A 19,323-nucleotide genomic window follows, 5' to 3' on the forward strand; every position below is an offset into this window, starting at 1 on the left:
TTTTGCCACTAAGACGCTGAAGCGAAAAGGTTAGCCACCAAGACGCTAAGACGCAAAGAAGCACAAAGTTTAAAACTGAGATCCCAAGTATGCAATGAAAAAAATTGCATCAAAGGACCATTCTTTTAATTCCATCCTTTATAAGTGGGACCGTAAAATTTATTATATATCCCAATCGTTTATTGCTCAAACGCAAATAACTCAGCAACTGAGCCTCCCAAACCGGATGATAGATTTCCTGCGCCTTCAACTCAACTACCACTAAATCACCTACTAATAAATCCAGTCGCAATCCCTCTTCAAACATTACCCCATCATACATGATCGGAACTTTTAACTGCACACTATGAGGAATATCCCTTTTATTCAATTCATAGCAAAAGCACGACTCGTAAACTTTCTCCAACAAACCAGGCCCCAATTTTTTATGCAAATGAAATGCAATATCAACAACCTGTTTACCGATCCATTCTTCTTCGCCACTTAATACTCTTACCATGGCATGTTTTTTAAGTTTAGGGATTTCTTCGGGTTTTAGGCACTACGCCAATTCCAAAATTTGAAGCTTTGTGTTCTTTTTTGGCTTTAGCTAACCTTTCCTTTGAGCTTCTTTTTGTCTTAGCGTCTTCGTGGCCAGGCTTTTTTAATAAACTTCCTCCACTACAGGTAACTGCCTTGGCACAAATTTCTTCACTTGTTCTGCTATATGCTTAATATGATCGGGGGTAGTGCCGCAGCACCCACCAACGATGTTCACAAAACCCTCCTTGGCCCACTCTTCAATAAAATGCGCTGTCTGGTGGGGTTGCTCATCATACTCACCCATCGCATTGGGTAAACCCGCGTTGGGGTACGCAGATGTATAGCAGGAAGCAATCTGAGAAAGCTCCTCAATATGCCCGCGCATTTCCTGTGCACCCAAAGCACAGTTAAGGCCAATGCTCAGCGGTTTCGCATGCTTAACGGAGATATAGAAAGCCTCGAGCGTTTGACCGCTCAGCGTTCTTCCGCTTGCATCAGTGATGGTACCACTGATCATTATCGGTAACTCCTTACCGGTTTCTCTAAAATATTTTTTAGCAGCATAAATAGCAGCTTTGGCGTTCAGTGTGTCGAAGATCGTTTCGATCAACAATGCATCAACACCGCCATCAGCCAACCCTTTGATCTGTTCATAATAGCCATCAGCAGCTTCGTCAAAAGTTAATCCCCTTGAACCCGGGTTATTTACATCCGGTGAAAGGCTCAGCGTTTTGTTCAATGGTCCGATAGCGCCAGCGACAAATCTGGGTCTGCCGTCTTTCTTCACATATTTCTCTACCGCTTTTCTTGCACACGCAGCAGCGGCTACGTTCAGTTCGTAAGCCAGCGACTGCATGTCATAATCAGCCTGGGCTATGTTGGTGCTGCTGAAAGTATTTGTTTCAATGATATCCGCACCGGCTTCAAGGTACTCTTCGTGAATACCGGTAATTATGTCCGGCTGCGTAAGGCAAAGCAGGTCATTATTGCCTTTAACATCAGTATGCCAGTCTTTAAACCGCTCGCCACGATAATCGGCTTCCGTTAATTTATGACGCTGGATCATAGTACCCATGGCACCGTCAATAATTAAAATACGCTCCTGCAAACATTCCTGTATTGTCTTCATCCTCTTAAGTTTTAATCCGGCGCATATAAATGCAGGGGCATTTATACCGATCCGGTCCGTTCAGGTAAAAAACTTTTACCGCAACAAATGCGTAATTGAAAATGCTAATAAAACGTGTGGGAAACGAAGTGAGGTTTCTTTGCGTTTATTAGTTCAATTTTTTTTAGCAGGCCGAACAATAAACAAATCCGCCTGAGTATGCAAAAATAAATGAAATGTATTAGAATCCGAAAATTTAAGGTTTTTCACGTGGTGAAGGGTTTCACGCAGCGTGCGCGGAGAAGCAACGGCGCGGCGGATAATGCTGCGTCTTTGCCCCGTTGCGCCCGCTGCGAGAAAGTGAATGTTTCACGCAGCGAACGCGGAGAAGCAGCGGCGCGGCGGATAGGGTTGTAGCTCAGTTTTGTTTTCAGCGAGAAATTTTGGGAAATCCAGTATTTCGCTGCGTCTCTGCCCCGTTGCGCCCGCTGCGAGAAATGAAATTGTTTCACGCAGCGAACGCGGAGAAGCAGCGGCGCGGCGGAAGGTGCATCTTTAGCTCAGCTTTGCTTTTGGCGACAAATCTTGGGCTGCAATATGTCGCTGCGTCTTTGCCCCGTTGCGCCCGCTGCGAGAAAAGGAAATGTTTCACGCAGCGAACGCGGAGAAGCAGCGGCGCGGCGGAAGGTGCATCTTTAGCTCAGCTTTGCTTTTGGCGATAAATCTTGGGCTGCAATATGTCGCTGCGTCTTTGCCCCGTTGCGCCCGTTGCGAGAGAAAGAAATGTTTCACGCAGCGAACGCGGAGAAGCAACGGCGCGACGCGGCAGTTCGCTGCGCCGCCTTTTCGTTGCGACCGCTGCGAGAAAGAAATGTTTCACGCAGCGAACGCGGAGTAGCAGCGGCGCGGCGGACATCGCTGCGTCTCTGCCCCGTTGCGCCCGCTGCGAGAAATAGCTGTTCAAATGCGCCCATTGCGAGAAAAGAAAGCTCTTTTAAAGAGATTTTGCCGTACGTTTGACCCCAATTTATGCAATTAAGCCGCCGAAATAAGATCATTCTCAATTATATAATAGGCCCATTGCTTTTTGTTGGATTATCATTTTCCATCTATCAAAAAGTCAGAAATCAAACAAATCTTCATGGTTCATGGCAACTCATGAAAGATTCTTACAAGGGTCCGCATGGCTGGTATTTGTTTGCTGTTGGCGTCTTTAGCATCGTAAACTGGGGAATTGAAGCCCGTAAATGGCAGGTTTTAGTGAGGCATGTGCAAAAAGTCGGCTTCTTTACGGCATTCAAGGCGGTGTTGTCCGGGTTATCCTTCTCTCTTTTTATACCCAACCGTGTAGGGGAATATGTAGGAAGGATTGTTTACATGGAAGAAGGAAATCGTTTAAGATCTATTTCCCTTACCATTGTCGGTAGCATGAGCCAGGTAATTATTACCCTTGTTGCCGGTATTGCCGGATTGTTCTACCTGCGTTACAATATTCTTACCCCTGGTCATCCCCTGCAGGGATTATCGACACTTTGGCTAAATGGATTAATTTACATAATAATAATAGGCACGATACTTATGATTATTGCATATTACAGGGTGTCGTGGATAGCAGCCATTGTGGAAAAACTACCTTTTGTTTCGAAATATAAATACCTGATTGATAAGGTAGAAGAGTTTCACTGGAAAGAATTAACAAGAATTTTGGTGCTGTCAACCGCAAGGTATATTGTCTTTATCGTTCAGTACCTGCTTATGTTCCGGGTGTTTGATGTATATGTAAGTGTGGCAGACGGCGCAAATATGGTATGCGTATTGTTTTTAGTATTGGCAATCCTTCCAACAATTCCAATGGCAGAGTTGGGCGTTAGGGGCGAAGTGAGTACACAGTTGTTTGGATTACTTAGCGCGAATACGATCGGCATTTTATACGCCGCTGCGGGTATATGGCTTATAAACCTTATTATACCCGCATTGGCAGGAAGTTTGTTCATTTTGACAGTAAAATTATTTAGAAAATAGCGTGAAGAAATTAATTGCAATCATCTGTGGACTTATTAGTTCTATTTCGTTAACTGCGGGAGATGATTTCTGCGGTATCCGTAACACTGCTTTTCAGTCTGGCGAACAATTAACCTACAATGTATTTTACTCTGTTGTGGGCATTTATGTAAATGCAGGAACCGCAACATTTACAACAGGTCTTGAGCACGTTGGCAACAGGCCGGTTTATCATGTAGTGGCCGCCGGCACTTCTAACTCCAATTATGACTGGATTTTTAAAGTGCGCGACCGTTACGAAACTTATATTGATACAGCCACGCTTCAGCCCCTAAAATTTATCCGCAATATTGATGAGGGAGGCTACAAAAAGTATGAGAACATTACTTTCAACGCTCAGACAAATACAGCGATTACCAATACGGGCGTATTTAAAATACCTACGTGCATACAGGATGTAATAAGTGCCATATACTACGCGAGAAACATTAATTTCAACGCTTACAAACCGGGCGACAAAGTTCCTTTCGATATGTTTCTGGATAATGAGATCTACCACTTGTATGTGCGCTATATGGGCAAAGAAGTGGTTAAAACCAAATACGGAAAGTTTAATGCCATCAAGTTTAAACCGCTTTTATTGAAAGGAACCATTTTTGAAGGTGGCGAAAAAATGACCGTTTGGGTAAGCGATGATGCCAATCACATCCCTTTACGAGTGGAAAGCCCTATTGCTGTAGGAAGTGTAAAAGTAGACATGATGCGCTACACCGGCCTGAGACATCCGTTGAGTTCACTGTTGAGGTGGAAATGAGACGATGTACGATGTTAGATGTACGGTGTACGATGTGATTAGGTGCGACAGCATGATATCTTAAGTACGAAGTACGATTTACGAAGTACTTAGGTGCAAAAGGCTTTTTTTAGATGTAAGGTGTTAGATGTACGGTGTACGATGTGATTGGGTGCGACAGCGTGATATTTTAAGTACGAAGTACGATTTACGAAGTACTTAGGTGCAACGGGCTTTCTTTGATGTACGATGTTAGATGTACGGTGTACGATGTGATTAGGTGCGACAGCGTGATATTTTAAGTACGAAGTACGATTTACGAAGTACTTAGGTGTGACGGGCTTTCTTTGATGTACGATGTTAGATGTACGGTGTACGATGTGATTAGGTGCGACAGCGTGATATTTTAAGTACGAAGTACGATTTACGAAGTACTTAGGTGTAATGAGCTTTCTTTGATGTACGATGTTAGATGTACGGTGTACGATGTGATTAGGTGGGACAGCGTGATATTTTAAGTACGAAGTACGGTTTACGAAGTACTTAGGTGTAACAGGCTTTTTTTGATGTACGATGTTAGATGCACGCCCGCACCGATGGCACGTTCGTACGGGTATATTGTACGATGTATTCAAACCTGATACCTCACACCTCAAACCTCACACCTGAAACCTGATACCTGATACTCTCCCCTCTCCCCTCCCCCCTTTTTCCTTATCTTCCATAAAAATTTGTCATATGCCTACCCAGGAGCAATTTCTTGAAGCTGTAAAACAGGGATATACTTTTAAAGGAGAACATGTTAAAATAGGTTGTGCAATATTGGACGGACAGGTTGTAACCGGTGCGGATGTGCTTCTTCCTTTGAAAACCATGAACAGGCACGGGCTTATTGCCGGTGCAACCGGTACTGGTAAAACCAAGACTTTGCAGATGATGAGTGAATACCTGAGTGATGCAAGTGTTCCTGTTGTATTGATGGATATAAAAGGTGACCTGAGTGGCCTGGCAGCTCCGGGGTCCGCAAATGATAAACTGAATGAACGTTATAAACTGTTGAACTTAACATACGAACCCACAGGTTTTCCGGTGGAATTACTTACGTTAAGCAATGAGAAGGGCGTAAAGCTCCGTGCAACTGTTTCTGAATTTGGTCCGATACTGCTAAGTAAGATATTGGGATTGAATGATACGCAGGGTGGACTGGTAGCCATGATCTTCAAGTATTGCGATGATAACAAGCTACCACTGCTTGATCTGAAAGACTTTATTAAAGTATTACAATACATCGGTGATGAAGGCAAGGCCGAAATGGAAAAGCAATATGGTAAGATCTCTACAACTTCTACCGGAACGATTTTAAGAAAAGTAGTTGAACTGCAACAGCAGGGCGCCGACCAGTTTTTTGGTGAGCCCAGTTTTGAAGTGGATGATCTGATGCGCATTAGCGATGATGGCCGTGGCATGATCAATATTCTGCGCGTTACCGATATGCAGAACAGGCCAAAACTGTTTTCCTCCTTTATGCTGCAGCTTCTTGCTGAACTGTATGCGGTTTCTCCGGAAGAAGGCGACCTGGATAAACCCAAACTGGTAATGTTCATTGATGAAGCTCACCTCATCTTTAATGAAGCTACGGATGCACTATTGGAGCATATTGAAACCATTATAAAACTGATCCGTTCCAAAGGCATTGGCATTTTCTTCTGTACGCAAAATCCACAGGACGTACCGGCATCCATTTTAGGACAACTTGGTTTAAAAGTGCAGCACGCATTAAGGGCTTTTACCGCCGCGGACCGGAAGACAATTAAACAAGCAGCAGAAAACTTTCCCGAATCACCTTACTATAAAACAGATGAATTGCTCACGCAGATGGGAATTGGCGAAGCACTGGTAACTTTATTGAATGAAAAAGGTATCCCAACTCCGTTAGTGCATACTATGCTCTGCTCGCCCAGAAGCAGGATGGATATTTTGAGTGATGTGGAAATTGATGCATTGGTAAACAAAAGCAAGCTGGCCACTAAATACAATAAAGAAATTGACAGCGAAAGCGCATATGAGATCCTGAATCAAAAATTGGAGGACGCCGCAAATAAAACCAAAGAAACCACAACCACTACTAACAGCAAAACTCAAAAAGAAGAAAGCATTTTTGATAACCCTATCTTAAAACAAGTAGGCCGAACAGCCGCAAATGTTATTACCCGAAGTTTATTGGGTGCCCTGGGATTGGGAGGAAGAAGCAGCACCAAAAGGAAAAGTCTGTTCTAAGGAGCTATCAGCAATCAGCTGTTTTGACCTGAAATGGCCCTTATCTGCTAAATAGGGCAGGTATCATTTATCAACATTATTAACTAACACATCAGACATCCACCACATCGTACACCGTACATCTAACACCGTACATCTAACACCGTACATCTAACATCGTACATTAAACGTTGCATTCCTTGCAAACGCCGCTCATTACAATATCAGTTTGCTTTGCTTTGAAGCCGATTGGTAGTTGAATGGCTGGGATATCTACATGATCCAGGCAATAAGTTGTGCCGCAATCATCGCAAATAAAGTGAACGTGATTGTCATGGTGATGGCCTGCGGAACATTCATCTTTACACAAGGCGTAAAGAACACTATTATCGGCAGTAGGAATGGTATGAATAATGCCTTTTTCTACAAATGTCTGCAGCGTTCGGTAAATAGTTACACGATCAAAATGTTCGCCGCTTTGCTTCTCAATGTCGGCATGCGCCAAAGCACCATTGGCACTTTGAAACAGCTCCAATATTTTCTTCCTGCTCTCTGTTATGCTTAATTGATTTTTCTTCAACAATTCAGCAATTCTCTTCTGCATAAAATACTTTTTATTGAGGATTATTGGTAAAGATACTGGTTGAAAATCCGTTAGCTCCGGCCTTTTCCTTCAATAACTTTTTGATATCTTCTTTCATTGATGCCAGTTCGTCTTTCTTAAGTCCGTCATATACATGTCCGCGTACCTGGCCATTTTTGTCAACAACTGCAAAAAACTGGGTATGTAAAAACTGGTCCTTAATATCTACCAGGTTATTATTGGGGTCATCCAGCAAATAGCTGTTCCTCGCTGTCTGGTACAGGCTGTCCTTACGTCCGGTTAAAAATACCCATTTATGTGTGTCCACTTTCAAGGAATCAGAATAGCGTTTTAACACAGGAACGGAATCTGTTTCAGGATCGCAGGTATGGGAAACGATCATAAAATCCGGTTCATCTTTAAAAGTCTCGTAAACATCTTTCATGTTGGTGTTCAACCTTGGACAAATGCCTTTACAGGTTGTGAAAAAATACTCTACTACAGTAACCTTTCCCGCCATATCTTTTTCTGTAAACCGCTGTCCATCCTGGGTTGTAAAAGCAAATGGTTTAACATAGTTAATAACCGGGCTCTTTGCCTTCCAGTTATCCGTGCCCCAAAAAGAGAATACTAAAAACAATGCAGCCAGCACAATAAAAAATATAGAATACCCTATGAACTTTTTCATTTTGCAAAGGTACGTCAGGAAATGATAATTTTGTTTTGCAACTAGGTTGCAAATGCCTACTTTTGCACTACTCTTAACGTGAAAGAATGAATGTAAAGATTAATTGGGATGCTTTAGGAATTACCGCTTCGGTAGCGTGCGCTATACATTGTGCTGTTTTACCACTGTTTTTAACCACGATGCCGATATTTGGGTTCGAGGTGATCAATAACCTTGCTTTTGAAGTTTTTATGATCATTTTGGCTTTTGGTATAGGTTCTTACTCACTTTATCATGGCCGGAAGAAACATCATCATAGTTATCTTCCCTTGATTATCTTCTCCTTCGGGATCAGTTTTCTGCTGGCCAAACAGATCTGGCACCACTATGAGGTGTTGCTCCTAATGCCTGCAGTTTTACTGGTTGTTTCCGCTCACTATTACAATTACCGTCTTTGCCGCAGAGCAAATCACTGCCACGAGCATGATTGCAATCACTAGCTGTGAGCTATCAGCTGCCAGCTTTGAGCCGATCTGAGCGTAGTGAAGTGGAAATAGAAGCGCTTGCAATAGCTATTTTGCCTTTTGACTTTTTATTCCTGGTAGCTAACCGCAGAAAGCTTCCCCGCGAGATGTTCTTTTTTGTCGTGAATCATTTGCAGAATTGCCTGCATTTTTATGTCAACCCCTTGCTGAATAGCCAGAGATGACGGCGGAATCAGCACATCGGGTATAATACCCCTGCCTGCTTTTTCTTTGGAATGATCTATTACCACGCGATAGAGCGGGAAAGTTACCCTCAGTTTACTGTTGGGCAGTACAAGGGTAGGTAAGTATACTGCAGAGTTTCCATAGCTTCCCCCACCAGTTTCCTCTCCTACCACGGTTATATTATTTTGTCCCTTTAAACTATTCACAAACATCGTTGCCGCGGAGAAAGTAAAACCGCCCTGCAACAGGTAAACCTGCCCTGTAAAATGATTTTTCTTTTTGGGTTTGAATAGATTGTTTTCGTAATAAGTATAATGTGCCCGGCCATCATCTTTTTTGTGTGTGGTAAACTGCATCGCGAACCAATAGGCAATTCCAGGCGAAATGTACTTTTTATATGCAATGTTTTTTGACACTGCAGCAACAGTGTCTGCGACTTTAAAAGGTTTATCGATAAGGTATTTAGTCAGCCGGATACTGTTGGAAATGTTCCCTCCACCATTCTCCCTCAAATCTATCACCAGGCTGTTGATGCCATGTTTTCTCAGCTTTTTGAAACTCTTTTTATAAAATGATTTCAGGTTGGCATTGTTTGAAAAAGTTGCCAGCCGCATGTATGCGATGCCGTTGGCTGTATCAAACTGGATGTTCTTTTTTGCATTGATGTATTGCGGAAATGTTTTTCTTGGCGGCGACGGAGGAAGGATCTTAACATTATTGCTATTCTTCTTTGTTGAAGTATCCCGTTTGCGTTCGTAAGCATTTACAACTGTAGTTTTCTCCAGTCCGGTGGAATCAATATAGCCTATTGTAAACTTGTCCGATTTACCAAATGCATTGTAGTAAAAAGCCGGAAAATTAAAACTGCACAACTGGCTTTTGAAGTTTTCGCTATAGCCGTCGGTGCTGATAAAACTGAATATGGAATCGAGCAGGACTTTGTTTGTATAACCGTTGATGGAGGTTATTACGGTGCCCCTTTTCAGCACGGAGTCCCTGGGGAATGCATTCGCGACAACCACGATGCTGTCATTCCATGTTTTTACATACAAAGGAAGAAAGGGCAGCTTTGAGTGCCGGAAGTATTTGTTGTAAGACCTGGGATAATGCACCGAAGTATGCCCGCATTTTATCTTACTCACCAACCATGCCACACGGTTTTTAAATTCGAATTCAGTAAGTGAATCGTTCAGATTATAAAGCGCCGTATTGAAATACAGATCAAGGCTATCTTTTGATGTGTACCAGTAAAGACTCGGATGGTCAGCCTCAAGCACTTTTTTGAGCAGCACCACATCTGACTGCATTTTGTCTGGCGCAATTTTGTAGCTGCTGTCGAAAGACGCGTTTTTTGCACTACTACAAGAAGCCGTTATCAGCCATCCCGCAATCACCAATAAAAAGAAACCTGTAGATCTGCTCATTTCCGCATAGGTTATACGTTGCAAGTCTTCCGCTTATACGCTTAAACTTATGGAATAAATTCAAAAGCACAGGTACCAACTTAAGCATATTTTGCAAACATTGTTACGCAAAACGCTTATTTAACAAATGCATTCCATCCCTGCGCAGTTATATCAAATGTGTTGCCGCCTTTGGTAATCAGTTTGCGCCCCTCTTCTTCATCGAGCATATAGCCTATAACACTGATCTCTTCATTTAGCAAGATCTTCTCGTGATCTTCCTGCCTGATGGTAAAGATCAGTTCATAATCTTCTCCGCCATTAAGTGCACAAACCGTAGGATCCAGACCAAATTTGAAAGCCGCCTGCCTCGCTTTTTCGTCAATTGGTATCTTTTCTTCATAAAGGCGGCAGCCAAGGTTACTTTGTCTTGAAATATGCAATATTTCGCTGCTCAGTCCATCGCTTATATCCATCATAGAAGTAGGCACCAGGTTGTTCTGCTCAAAGAAAGCTATGATGTCTTTCCTTGCTTCAGGTTTAAGCAGTCTGCCCACTATATAATCTTCACCTTCCAGATCCGGCTGAATTTTAGGATTCTCCAAGTAAATTTTCTTCTCCCTTTCCAGTAAAGTCAGTCCGAGAAAAGCACCACCCAGGTCGCCACTTACACAGACCAGGTCGCCACTGTTTGCGGTACTTCTTTTTACAAATGCTCCGGGGGCTACTTCTCCCACAGCTGTAACAGAAATTACAAAGCCTTTTTGAGACGAAGCAGTGTCACCACCGACAAGATCAACCCCATATTTCTCACAGGCCGCATAAACGCCTTCGTAAAATTCATCCAGCGCCTCCATGCTGAACCTGTTGCTGATGCCAATACTCATGGTGATCTGCGTAGGCTGTGCATTCATGGCATATACGTCACTCAGATTTACTATAACACTTTTATAACCAAGATGTTTGAGCGGCGTGTACATCAAATCAAAATGCACACCCTCCAGCAAAAGATCCGTGGTAACCACCGTCTGTTTTCCAAAGTGGTCAATCACTGCCGCATCATCTCCCACACTCACAACTGTTGATGCATTCTGTATTTCAAAGTTCCTCGTCAGGTGATCGATAAGACCAAATTCGCCGAGGGAAGAGATTTCTGTTCGAGACATATGATGTACGATTTACGATGTACGGTGTACGATGTGATCTACATTATACACCTTTTTATGTACGATTTACGATGTTAGATGTACGATGTTATTGGCATTATACACCTTTTATGTACGATGCTAGATGTACTGTGTACGATGCGACCTACATTATACACCCTGTTATATACGACGTACGATTTTAGATTTAAGATGTTGGCCATATTGTACATCTGGTTTTGTACGAAATGCAATTTTAGAGATAAAACATGTTTACTGATACATCGTACATCTAAAATCGTAAATCGTACATCACCTCATTTTCTTGCTGAATTAATTGTGGCTACAAATATCCTTAATAAAGTTTCTCCTTCAGCCATAATTGCATCAATTTCAGTTTTGAAATGAGCATTAAACTCATTTAACAAATCAAGGAAGAACAATGTTTCATCAAGTTCCTCTTCTACTATTTTCAGTTTGTTGATAAAATCAGGGCGGGATTTGGCGCGTCTGGCTGCCCTGTAATTTGCGGCCACTGAACTGCTGCATCTAATAATCTGGTTACTATAACTCCTGTTAATCAGATTGTTTTCGAGTTTCAATATAAGGTGTGCGACATCCACTGCCAGTTTCCTGGTACGTTTTTTAAGCTCTTCGGCATCCATGAGGGTTTAGTTTTTTGCAAAGTAAATGCTTAATCCTCTGCGAAAAATTTCTCCCCGTAAATGAACCAATAGGATTTTGTAACGTGAACCCTTTCTACATCGTACACCGTACATCCAACATCGTACATAAACTACCTGCTACACTACAACGCTTCCATCAATCCACTTCAGCAGCTCATCATGTATCAATCCATTCGTTGCCACGATACCCGGTTGGTAAGGATTATAGTAGCTGCCCGAAAGATCGGTTACTTTTCCACCTGCTTCCTCAACTATCAGGAAGCCGGCGGCGCTGTCCCAGGCATTGAGCTTGTGCTCGTAGAAGCCGTCGAAACGGCCTGCGGCAACCCAGCAAAGATCGATGGCAGCACTGCCTAACCGGCGAACGGGGATGCCTTGACGAATAAGCCTGTCGAATACTTCGAGCGGACCGTTTGGCTGATTGATGTATGTATAGGGAAAGCCGGTCACCAGGCAACTGGTTCCGACATCTTTTTTTGAACTCACGGAGATCTTGTCGGTATTTAACGTTGCTCCGAAGCCTCTTTGCGCAAAAAACAATTCACCAATAAAGGGATTATACACGGCGCCCATCTCCATCCTGCCATCGACTTCCACGCCGATGCTTACACAGCAAATGGGAATACCATTAGCATAGTTGATGGTACCATCAATCGGATCAATGATCCATTTGTAGATGGAATCCTGCGCCAGGATGCCGCTTTCCTCAGTAAGAATATAATGATCAGGGTAGTCTGCTTTAATGATATCGATAATTACCTGTTCACTCTTATGATCAACCTCCGTTACCAGGTTGTTAACACCTTCCTTGTTGCTAATCGTAAACGATTTGTTGAAATATTCTTTCAGTACTTGTGCCGCTGCATCTGTTGCCTTTAGTAGTGTTTGTTTTAGCATCCGCAAAGATTAATAGAATTGTTTAATTCTGTTTGGTTTTAACGTTACAAAAAACCCGGGACTACTTAGCCCGGGCATGTTGGTTGATTTTGGTTAAGAGAAACTAATTTATACTTACCCTGTCGGGATGTAAGATTTAATTACTTCTTTGCATCAATTTCTTTACAAAGCGCATCGAATATTTCATCGATAGAACCCTCGCCGTGCACATTTACAACCTTGTTAAACTGACTGTAATATGCTGAAACCGGCAATGTCTCATTCTTGTAAACATCCTGTCTTTTCTTTTGAATTTCAGGATCTGCATCATCCAATCTGCCGCTTGTTTTTGCACGGTTTACCAGGCGTTTGATCAGTTCCTCTTCATTTACCTGTAAAGCGAGAACGATATTTATAGCTGTTTTCTTTAACTCGAGGAGTTTATCCAGTGCTTCGGCCTGTGCTACTGTGCGGGGAAAGCCGTCAAATAAAAAGCCCCTGGCGTGTGGATTGGCGTCTAAGGCGCTGCTAATCATTCCGATTACAACTTCATCGGGTACCAACTGACCTTTTTCAATAAAGTTTTTAGCTTCAATTCCCAAAGGCGTACTTTCTTTCATTTCTTTACGGAGGAGGTCACCTGTGCTGAGATGGATGAGTCCGTATTTTTCAATCAATTTCTCACTCTGTGTACCTTTACCGCTACCCGGAGGGCCAAATAGAATAGTATTAAACATTGCTAACTTACCTTAAATGAGCAACAAATATAACGGTTAGCGTTTAAAATTCGTTTAACAAAATTTGCAGTTCGTTAGAGGAGCTTAAAGCCAAGGGCCTAAAGCGTAAAAATGAACAAATGTGATAAATTTTAATAAGTTGGGATTGGAAGCGCTTAAAGCTTAAAGCCCAAAACTGAATAAAATGTATGAATGATAATAAAACACGAATTCTAACCTTTGAATGGCGAACAAATTCTCTCACCAGACCGAAACTACCTGAAAGCTGACAGCTGATCGCTGATAGCTTATTGCTGTCATTGTGTCCCGCGTTTTCTGCGGCATGAACTTTGGACGATTATTTAAGATTTCTTTGCAATCCGGCAGTATCTTCTCACCGTTTATTATTGAAAAAAGCATGAAAACAATTTTATCACTGACCTTTGTGTTACTGGTGACGATTTTTACCGGATGCTATTCACAAAGCACTAAAAAGGAGAATAAAATGGACAGCACTAACAATAACGAAAAGAGCAAAGTGTACTCGAGAACCGACACTTCAAAAGTGGTGATGAGTGAAGACGAATGGAAAAAAGTATTATCGCCTGAAGTGTATTATATAGCAAGGCAGAAAGGTACCGAGCGCCCTTTCACAAGCAAGTATGAAACTTCTAACGAAGTGGGCACTTATTACTGCGCAGCATGCGGCAACCCGCTTTTTAAAAGTGATACAAAATTTGAAAGTGGCTGCGGCTGGCCAAGCTTTTACGAGCCCATAAGCAAAAGTTCGATTATCTATACGCCGGACAATAGCCATGGAATGACCCGCACAGAAGTACAATGCGGACGTTGTAAGGCACACCTGGGCCATGTATTTGAAGATGGACCTCCGCCAACCGGCCTGCGCTATTGCATTAACGGTGTAGTGCTGGACTTTGAAAAAGCAAAAGAAGCAGAGAAGGGTTATAATGAGAAGAAACAACAATGAGGCAAAGTCAAAATTCAAAAGTAAAAATTCAAAACTTCAGCTCGTAGTTGCTAATTGAACACAAGCAGCGTCAGATTTTGAGATATAAAAGAAAAGATCGTTGAAATAAATCAACGATCTTTTCCTTTTGAGACAATTATTTCGCTTCGATTTTTTGAATTTTTACTTTTTACTTTTGACTTTCTTAAATTTTCACCAATCCATTCCGTATCGCATAAAGCACCAATCCAACTCTTGAAGTAGTACCCAATTTTTCAAAAAGATTGCTACGGTACATTTCTGCCGTGCGGGGGGAAACATCCATAGAATCTGCAATTTCCTTGTAAGACTTCTCGGTGCAACAGAGTTTAAGGAAATCAATTTCTTTGTCGTTTAAGCTTACAGCGTGCACTTCTTTGTTTTCTTTTTCGCTTTGATTGATAAAATGAACAAGCTTTCCGGTAACAAGCTCATTCAGGAAAAAACCTTTGGTTAAAATATCGTGGAGCGCAGTCTTTAAAATATCGGGTTTGCTGTCTTTTAAAATATAACCTTTTGCTCCATGCTTCAACATGCGTATAATAGCGGCATCATTATCCATCATAGATAAAACGAGCACTTTAATATCCGGCTTATTTTCTTTTATCCATTTGGCCGTTTCAAAACCATCCATTTCGGGCATGGTTATATCCAGCAACACAACTTCAGGTTCCTCATTCTTGGCCAGTTTTTCAATAAACTGCTTACCGTTGTCGGCTTCAAATACAACCGAATAATCCCCAAAAGAATTAATTACAGAAGCGAGGCCACCTCTTAACAACGCGTGATCATCTACTAATGCAACTCTTGTCATACTTCCGTTTTTTGATCTTGTAATATACTTAATTTGATAACTGTTCCTTCCTGTGGCCGTGAGTTAATCTCTAAATTTCCGCCGATAAGTTCTGCTCTTTGTTTCATGCTTTTAAGCCCGATACCGGTTTCGTGGGAATTGAGCTTTTCTATGTCAAATCCAATACCATTGTCCTTTATCGCGATACACAAAGTGTCATTTTCTGCATCAATCTTTACACAAAGCATGGTTGCTTTTGCGTGCTTTAAAATATTATTAAAGCTTTCCTGCATAATGCGGAAAACCACAATAGTTTGTTCGGGAGTTAACCGCACATCTTTTGTGGTGCATTCCAGCCTGGTATCCAGGTGAACGGCTTTCTTAATAATATTCAACTCGTGCGCTATCGCATCTACCAACCCTATATCGGTGATCTTTTCGCTATTAAGGCTTTTGCTAAGGTCGCGAAGGTCCGTAATGGCCTTGCTCAGCAATTCTTCAGTAATAGCTACTTTTTCATCCGAAGCACCATTGTTGAAAGTGTTTAGGTTTAATTTGGCAAGACTCAATACCTGGCCAATATTATCATGAATTTCCTGGCTAATGTTTCTAAAAGTTTGCTCCTGTATTTCCAACTGAGCCTGCAAAATTGTTTGCTCATACTGCACCTTCAAATCAAGCATTTCTTTTTTATGTAACATTCTTCTCTTATGCATTTGTGTGATCAACAAATAAAAAAATACCAGAAAGAACAGTACCAAAACCGTTCCTATAATAACAAAAGTTGTTGTGATGATTGGCGCTTGTAACATAATAATCCAACTGACAGCATTATAAATTTAGTAACAATGGCCAGATGTATAATTCTATACACACTTTTTGCTTCTTCCAGCATGTTTAAAGAGATGTAATATCTATAAACCGCAAAAACTAAAACGCTTGCAGCGGAAAAAACAAAGAAAGCGCTTACAATCCAAAATGACGGTTGTTTTTGAAAACTTAGTATTTTATCACTCTTTGCCAATTGAAGCATATAATACATGCAGCAGGCAACAACTATCAAATAAGATAGACAAGAAGTGTTACTGTTATAGACATTTAGCGGTTCCCACATGAAAATATTCACCAGCCAAAAAACAAAAAATACACCTACACCCAGTATATACCATCGCAAATTAACCTTATTGGCCGTTTGCTTTATAATATAATAAGAAAGAAACGCAGTTTCAAACAAAGTGTAAAAATGATACAACGCCAGGTTATTCATTTTATAAAATGACATGACATTGGTAACTGCTGTAAAAACAATACTTATTACAAGATAAATAAGCAACATCATTTCCTGCCTGTTGATATCGCTCCATAAAATCAAATAAATAATGAGCGATATTAATGGCATGTAAGTGTCGTCCGACCTGATTATCTGTGCCAATACTGAGTTATTCATGAAAAAGATTACATGTTTAGAACATTCTTCGTGCTACATTCTGCAGGACAAGGATGTAACCCTGCTACAAGGCTGAGGCTTCCAGTGCCGTTGGCAATAAGAGATTTAGCTGCTTTTGGAGCTTCACCATTGCCATTCTTCTGGTTTTCTCTCAAAGTCTTCAAACTATCCGGTACCTGAAAATCATTGTATTTACCATTTTCATCTTTTTCACAACCGACAACTACAAGGGTGGGGACCATAAAGTCCTCAACTATTTCACCACCAAAATAGATCCTGATGCCATCCAGTTTACCCTGTTTTTGTTTTAAAATCTTTTCAATTTCCTCACGGGTAATCAAGTAGCCTTTTTTCTGAGAAACGGACTTTGGCGCATTTTTCATGTATTTTTTAAATACACCGATCTTTTTTCTTGCGTCATCCCAATTGGTTGTCATAAATTTTCTTTTTAATTAGATTGATTAATAGGGTAAAAGAATCTTCAGTTTATGCAAAGAAAAGCACAATCAAAAATGTGGAAATTGTAATTATTCACAAGTCAAATTGTGATTTTTCACACCAGTTCAAAATGCTTTTTCCTTTGTCTGTTTTATATGTAAAATTTACTTGTTAAAGGTCAAAAATCATAGGGTATGCCATCTTGGTTTTTCAACATTGGTTTTATCAGTTACCTTCGCTTACCAATTTAATCTTATATGAGCATCAGGTTAAGTCATCTCGCGGAAAATCTTATAGGTTCTGAAATCGTTAGATTAGGCAATGAAATCAATGACCGCATACGCAAAGGTGAGAAGATTTTTAATTATACCATAGGAGATTTTGACCCTGCCATTTTTCCCATTCCGAAGGAACTGGAAGACCTGATTGTAGATGCATACAAGCACCATTATACCAATTATCCGCCGGGCGACGGACTATTGGAGCTGCGTACTGCAGTTGCCGCTTTTATCAGGGAATTTTCCGGGTTGGATTATGCAACCAATGAAATTCAGATTGCTTCAGGCGGGCGTCCTCTTATCTATACAATATTTAAAACGATAGTTGACAGGGGTGACAAGGTTATTTATGCGGTTCCATCCTGGAACAATAACCACTACACAAATATGAACGATGCGGAGCATTGTGTAATTGAAACCTCACTCGAAAATAACTTTATGCCGACCGCAGCTGATATTGCCCCTCACATAAAGGGTGCTGCGTTAGTTTGTCTTTGTACGCCTCAAAATCCCACGGGAACCACACTTCCTAAAGAGGAGCTGGAGAAAATCTGCGATCTGATCCTGGAGGAAAATGACAAAAGAGGTCCGGACGAAAAAAAGCTTTACCTGATGTTTGATCAGATGTATGGTATACTCACATTTGGTGATACCCGCCATTACAACCCGGTTTCTGTGAGGCCAGCGATGAAAGCGTATACCATTTTTGTTGATGGCATATCAAAGGCATTCGCTGCTACCGGCGTGCGCGTGGGTTGGTCCATGGGCCCTGCAGAAGTCATCAGTAAAATGAAAGCATTATTGAGCCACATTGGCGCCTGGGCACCGATGGCTGAGCAAAAAGCAGTCGCGGGATATCTGACACAGACAGAAAATATACAGCGATACCTGGACCACTATAAAAAAGAACTTGAAAAAAGGTTGCAGCATATACATGAGGGTTTTATAAGTCTGAAAAACAAGGGTTATAAAGTAGACGCAGTTGCTCCCCAGGCGGCTATTTATCTTACCATTAAAATTGATCTGGCCGGTCAAACACTCGGCGGACAAAAACTCAACAACCAGGGAGATGTAACAAGTTATATCCTTAGTGAAGCCAAACTTGCCGTTGTTCCTTTTTATGCTTTTGGAGCAGATAAAGATTCTCCATGGTACAGATTAAGCGTGGGAACCAGTAAAATAGAAGATATTGATGAGATGTTTAGAAAGCTGGAAGCAAAGCTGAAAGCTTAAAGCCTAAAGCTTAAAACTGGTTATACTTCAGATGATGTTTGGTTGTCATAAATGTGAGAGACATTTGGCAAGGGCTGAGGCGTAAGGTATGAGGCATAAAGCTTAAAGCCTAAAGCTTTGAACTGTATAAACGCCCAAGAGAGTGTTTTTCATTTGTGTAAAATGAGAGAATATAAACGGCGCCTTTCCGCTTTAACTTAAAGCCCGAGCCTAAACTTAGAACTGTATAAATGTCGGCGAAACTGTTTCGCAATTTTTATAAAGGAGAAAAAATTCATTTGCTGCGACAGCACTTTAGCTCAAAGCTGATAGCTAATAGCTGACAGCTAGTTTTTATTGCAAATAAAAACAAATGGCTTCAATTCCTTTGCCCGTGCGGTTCTCCAAATAACGTGAGGTTTGTGGATAATCTTGTAGCTGTTCACATTGATGACTTCATTGGCAATGCAAAATGCTTCTATACTTTCGGTGCGGAATAAGAGTTCATGCAAAAGCTCTATCTCACGATCCATTTGTTGGCGATTCATAGTAAAGCTTCTGGTTAGCACAAGCAAATCCCTGTTATTATAGGGGGAATTCATACGACTAAATTTAATGTTCACAGGTCACTACCCTACAATTCCCCTGTGCGAAGGGCAGCCGCAATTCTTTCTGCTGCTCTT

20 protein-coding genes are annotated in these 19,323 nt (G+C 41.4%); 6 read left to right on the forward strand and 14 right to left on the reverse strand.

The window, feature by feature from the left end; all coding sequences use genetic code 11:
* Positions 1 to 109: 109 nt before the first annotated feature.
* Together QTN47_RS14780 and QTN47_RS14785 are read right to left on the reverse strand one after the other, a co-directional pair.
* Positions 110 to 499: a GxxExxY protein gene (locus QTN47_RS14780; RefSeq protein ID WP_369330162.1), complete on the reverse strand. Its 390-nt coding sequence runs from the start codon at positions 497 to 499 to the stop codon at positions 110 to 112.
* A gap of 144 nt (positions 500 to 643) precedes the next feature.
* Entirely contained in the window at positions 644 to 1,651 is a 1,008-nt protein-coding gene (locus QTN47_RS14785) for a homocysteine S-methyltransferase family protein (RefSeq protein ID WP_369330163.1), read from the reverse strand.
* Positions 1,652 to 2,659: 1,008 nt separating this feature from the next.
* On the opposite strand from QTN47_RS14785, the gene QTN47_RS14790 reads away from it, so the two are divergent.
* From QTN47_RS14790 to QTN47_RS14800, 3 genes are all read left to right on the forward strand, one after another.
* Positions 2,660 to 3,652 (forward strand): lysylphosphatidylglycerol synthase domain-containing protein, encoded by a 993-nt coding sequence (locus tag QTN47_RS14790; protein WP_369330164.1) that lies wholly within the window; start codon positions 2,660 to 2,662, stop codon positions 3,650 to 3,652.
* 1 nt (position 3,653) lies between these two features.
* Positions 3,654 to 4,445, forward strand: a complete 792-nt coding sequence (locus QTN47_RS14795) for a DUF3108 domain-containing protein (RefSeq protein ID WP_369330165.1) — start codon at positions 3,654 to 3,656, stop codon at positions 4,443 to 4,445.
* A 717-nt stretch (positions 4,446 to 5,162) separates the two neighbouring features.
* The gene (locus QTN47_RS14800; protein ID WP_369330166.1) at positions 5,163 to 6,701 is read left to right on the forward strand and encodes a helicase HerA-like domain-containing protein; all 1,539 of its coding nucleotides are present in this window, start codon (positions 5,163 to 5,165) and stop codon (positions 6,699 to 6,701) included.
* A gap of 163 nt (positions 6,702 to 6,864) precedes the next feature.
* Here the strand turns inward: QTN47_RS14800 and QTN47_RS14805 are convergent, their stop codons facing one another.
* Positions 6,865 to 7,284: a Fur family transcriptional regulator gene (locus QTN47_RS14805; protein ID WP_369330167.1), complete on the reverse strand. Its 420-nt coding sequence runs from the start codon at positions 7,282 to 7,284 to the stop codon at positions 6,865 to 6,867.
* Positions 7,285 to 7,294: 10 nt separating this feature from the next.
* On the reverse strand, positions 7,295 to 7,951 hold the full coding sequence (locus QTN47_RS14810) for an SCO family protein (RefSeq protein ID WP_369330168.1): 657 nt from the start codon (positions 7,949 to 7,951) through the stop codon (positions 7,295 to 7,297).
* Positions 7,952 to 8,037: 86 nt separating this feature from the next.
* On the opposite strand from QTN47_RS14810, the gene QTN47_RS14815 reads away from it, so the two are divergent.
* The gene (locus QTN47_RS14815; RefSeq protein ID WP_369330169.1) at positions 8,038 to 8,430 is read left to right on the forward strand and encodes a MerC domain-containing protein; all 393 of its coding nucleotides are present in this window, start codon (positions 8,038 to 8,040) and stop codon (positions 8,428 to 8,430) included.
* Between the two features lie 92 nt (positions 8,431 to 8,522).
* Here the strand turns inward: QTN47_RS14815 and QTN47_RS14820 are convergent, their stop codons facing one another.
* The 5 genes from QTN47_RS14820 to QTN47_RS14840 form a co-directional block, all read right to left on the reverse strand.
* Positions 8,523 to 10,064 carry a S41 family peptidase gene (locus QTN47_RS14820; protein ID WP_369330170.1) on the reverse strand — a complete coding sequence of 514 codons (1,542 nt, stop codon included), beginning with the start codon at positions 10,062 to 10,064 and terminating at the stop codon, positions 8,523 to 8,525.
* A 116-nt stretch (positions 10,065 to 10,180) separates the two neighbouring features.
* Positions 10,181 to 11,209 carry a thiamine-phosphate kinase gene (thiL, locus tag QTN47_RS14825; protein WP_369330171.1) on the reverse strand — a complete coding sequence of 343 codons (1,029 nt, stop codon included), beginning with the start codon at positions 11,207 to 11,209 and terminating at the stop codon, positions 10,181 to 10,183.
* Positions 11,210 to 11,505: 296 nt separating this feature from the next.
* Positions 11,506 to 11,853 carry a four helix bundle protein gene (locus QTN47_RS14830; protein ID WP_369330172.1) on the reverse strand — a complete coding sequence of 116 codons (348 nt, stop codon included), beginning with the start codon at positions 11,851 to 11,853 and terminating at the stop codon, positions 11,506 to 11,508.
* 138 nt (positions 11,854 to 11,991) lie between these two features.
* Positions 11,992 to 12,771 (reverse strand): inositol monophosphatase family protein, encoded by a 780-nt coding sequence (locus QTN47_RS14835; protein WP_369330173.1) that lies wholly within the window; start codon positions 12,769 to 12,771, stop codon positions 11,992 to 11,994.
* 140 nt (positions 12,772 to 12,911) lie between these two features.
* Positions 12,912 to 13,487: an adenylate kinase gene (locus tag QTN47_RS14840; protein WP_369330174.1), complete on the reverse strand. Its 576-nt coding sequence runs from the start codon at positions 13,485 to 13,487 to the stop codon at positions 12,912 to 12,914.
* A gap of 397 nt (positions 13,488 to 13,884) precedes the next feature.
* Between QTN47_RS14840 and msrB the strand changes: the two genes are divergently transcribed.
* The gene (msrB, locus tag QTN47_RS14845; protein WP_369330175.1) at positions 13,885 to 14,454 is read left to right on the forward strand and encodes a peptide-methionine (R)-S-oxide reductase MsrB; all 570 of its coding nucleotides are present in this window, start codon (positions 13,885 to 13,887) and stop codon (positions 14,452 to 14,454) included.
* A gap of 184 nt (positions 14,455 to 14,638) precedes the next feature.
* Here the strand turns inward: msrB and QTN47_RS14850 are convergent, their stop codons facing one another.
* The 4 genes from QTN47_RS14850 to QTN47_RS14865 all read right to left on the reverse strand — a co-directional run bounded on the left by QTN47_RS14850 (position 14,639) and on the right by QTN47_RS14865 (position 17,149).
* The gene (locus QTN47_RS14850) at positions 14,639 to 15,286 is read right to left on the reverse strand and encodes a response regulator transcription factor (protein WP_369330176.1); all 648 of its coding nucleotides are present in this window, start codon (positions 15,284 to 15,286) and stop codon (positions 14,639 to 14,641) included.
* Positions 15,283 to 15,966: a sensor histidine kinase gene (locus tag QTN47_RS14855; RefSeq protein ID WP_369330177.1), complete on the reverse strand. Its 684-nt coding sequence runs from the start codon at positions 15,964 to 15,966 to the stop codon at positions 15,283 to 15,285. Before QTN47_RS14855 ends, QTN47_RS14850 begins: the two co-directional genes overlap by 4 nt.
* A gap of 68 nt (positions 15,967 to 16,034) precedes the next feature.
* Positions 16,035 to 16,712 (reverse strand): hypothetical protein, encoded by a 678-nt coding sequence (locus QTN47_RS14860; protein WP_369330178.1) that lies wholly within the window; start codon positions 16,710 to 16,712, stop codon positions 16,035 to 16,037.
* 8 nt (positions 16,713 to 16,720) lie between these two features.
* Positions 16,721 to 17,149, reverse strand: a complete 429-nt coding sequence (locus QTN47_RS14865) for a hypothetical protein (RefSeq protein ID WP_369330179.1) — start codon at positions 17,147 to 17,149, stop codon at positions 16,721 to 16,723.
* Between the two features lie 258 nt (positions 17,150 to 17,407).
* Here QTN47_RS14865 and QTN47_RS14870 point away from each other — a divergent pair, with 258 nt between their 5' ends.
* Positions 17,408 to 18,661 (forward strand): pyridoxal phosphate-dependent aminotransferase, encoded by a 1,254-nt coding sequence (locus QTN47_RS14870; RefSeq protein ID WP_369330180.1) that lies wholly within the window; start codon positions 17,408 to 17,410, stop codon positions 18,659 to 18,661.
* Between the two features lie 326 nt (positions 18,662 to 18,987).
* On the opposite strand, the gene QTN47_RS14875 is transcribed toward QTN47_RS14870, so the two are convergent.
* Entirely contained in the window at positions 18,988 to 19,242 is a 255-nt protein-coding gene (locus QTN47_RS14875; RefSeq protein WP_369330181.1) for a hypothetical protein, read from the reverse strand.
* Between the last annotated feature and the right edge of the window lie 81 nt (positions 19,243 to 19,323).

Origin of the sequence: Danxiaibacter flavus (genome assembly GCF_041060425.1) — a bacterium.
Taxonomy (GTDB): domain Bacteria; phylum Bacteroidota; class Bacteroidia; order Chitinophagales; family Chitinophagaceae; genus Danxiaibacter; species Danxiaibacter flavus.

Excerpts from the sequence above, each read along its gene's own strand:
- QTN47_RS14785 (WP_369330163.1), bottom strand. The coding sequence starts at position 1,651 with ATGAAGACAATACAGGAATGTTTGCAGGAGCGTATTTTAATTATTGAC.
- QTN47_RS14870 (WP_369330180.1), top strand. The coding sequence starts at position 17,408 with ATGAGCATCAGGTTAAGTCATCTCGCGGAAAATCTTATAGGTTCTGAA.
- QTN47_RS14820 (WP_369330170.1), bottom strand. The coding sequence starts at position 10,064 with ATGAGCAGATCTACAGGTTTCTTTTTATTGGTGATTGCGGGATGGCTG.
- msrB (WP_369330175.1), top strand. The coding sequence starts at position 13,885 with ATGAAAACAATTTTATCACTGACCTTTGTGTTACTGGTGACGATTTTT.
- QTN47_RS14830 (WP_369330172.1), bottom strand. The coding sequence starts at position 11,853 with ATGGATGCCGAAGAGCTTAAAAAACGTACCAGGAAACTGGCAGTGGAT.
- QTN47_RS14865 (WP_369330179.1), bottom strand. The coding sequence starts at position 17,149 with ATGACAACCAATTGGGATGACGCAAGAAAAAAGATCGGTGTATTTAAA.
- QTN47_RS14840 (WP_369330174.1), bottom strand. The coding sequence starts at position 13,487 with ATGTTTAATACTATTCTATTTGGCCCTCCGGGTAGCGGTAAAGGTACA.
- QTN47_RS14815 (WP_369330169.1), top strand. The coding sequence starts at position 8,038 with ATGAATGTAAAGATTAATTGGGATGCTTTAGGAATTACCGCTTCGGTA.
- QTN47_RS14855 (WP_369330177.1), bottom strand. The coding sequence starts at position 15,966 with ATGTTACATAAAAAAGAAATGCTTGATTTGAAGGTGCAGTATGAGCAA.
- QTN47_RS14780 (WP_369330162.1), bottom strand. The coding sequence starts at position 499 with ATGGTAAGAGTATTAAGTGGCGAAGAAGAATGGATCGGTAAACAGGTT.
- QTN47_RS14790 (WP_369330164.1), top strand. The coding sequence starts at position 2,660 with ATGCAATTAAGCCGCCGAAATAAGATCATTCTCAATTATATAATAGGC.
- QTN47_RS14800 (WP_369330166.1), top strand. The coding sequence starts at position 5,163 with ATGCCTACCCAGGAGCAATTTCTTGAAGCTGTAAAACAGGGATATACT.
- QTN47_RS14860 (WP_369330178.1), bottom strand. The coding sequence starts at position 16,712 with ATGAATAACTCAGTATTGGCACAGATAATCAGGTCGGACGACACTTAC.
- QTN47_RS14810 (WP_369330168.1), bottom strand. The coding sequence starts at position 7,951 with ATGAAAAAGTTCATAGGGTATTCTATATTTTTTATTGTGCTGGCTGCA.
- QTN47_RS14875 (WP_369330181.1), bottom strand. The coding sequence starts at position 19,242 with ATGAATTCCCCCTATAATAACAGGGATTTGCTTGTGCTAACCAGAAGC.
- QTN47_RS14835 (WP_369330173.1), bottom strand. The coding sequence starts at position 12,771 with ATGCTAAAACAAACACTACTAAAGGCAACAGATGCAGCGGCACAAGTA.
- QTN47_RS14850 (WP_369330176.1), bottom strand. The coding sequence starts at position 15,286 with ATGACAAGAGTTGCATTAGTAGATGATCACGCGTTGTTAAGAGGTGGC.
- thiL (WP_369330171.1), bottom strand. The coding sequence starts at position 11,209 with ATGTCTCGAACAGAAATCTCTTCCCTCGGCGAATTTGGTCTTATCGAT.
- QTN47_RS14805 (WP_369330167.1), bottom strand. The coding sequence starts at position 7,284 with ATGCAGAAGAGAATTGCTGAATTGTTGAAGAAAAATCAATTAAGCATA.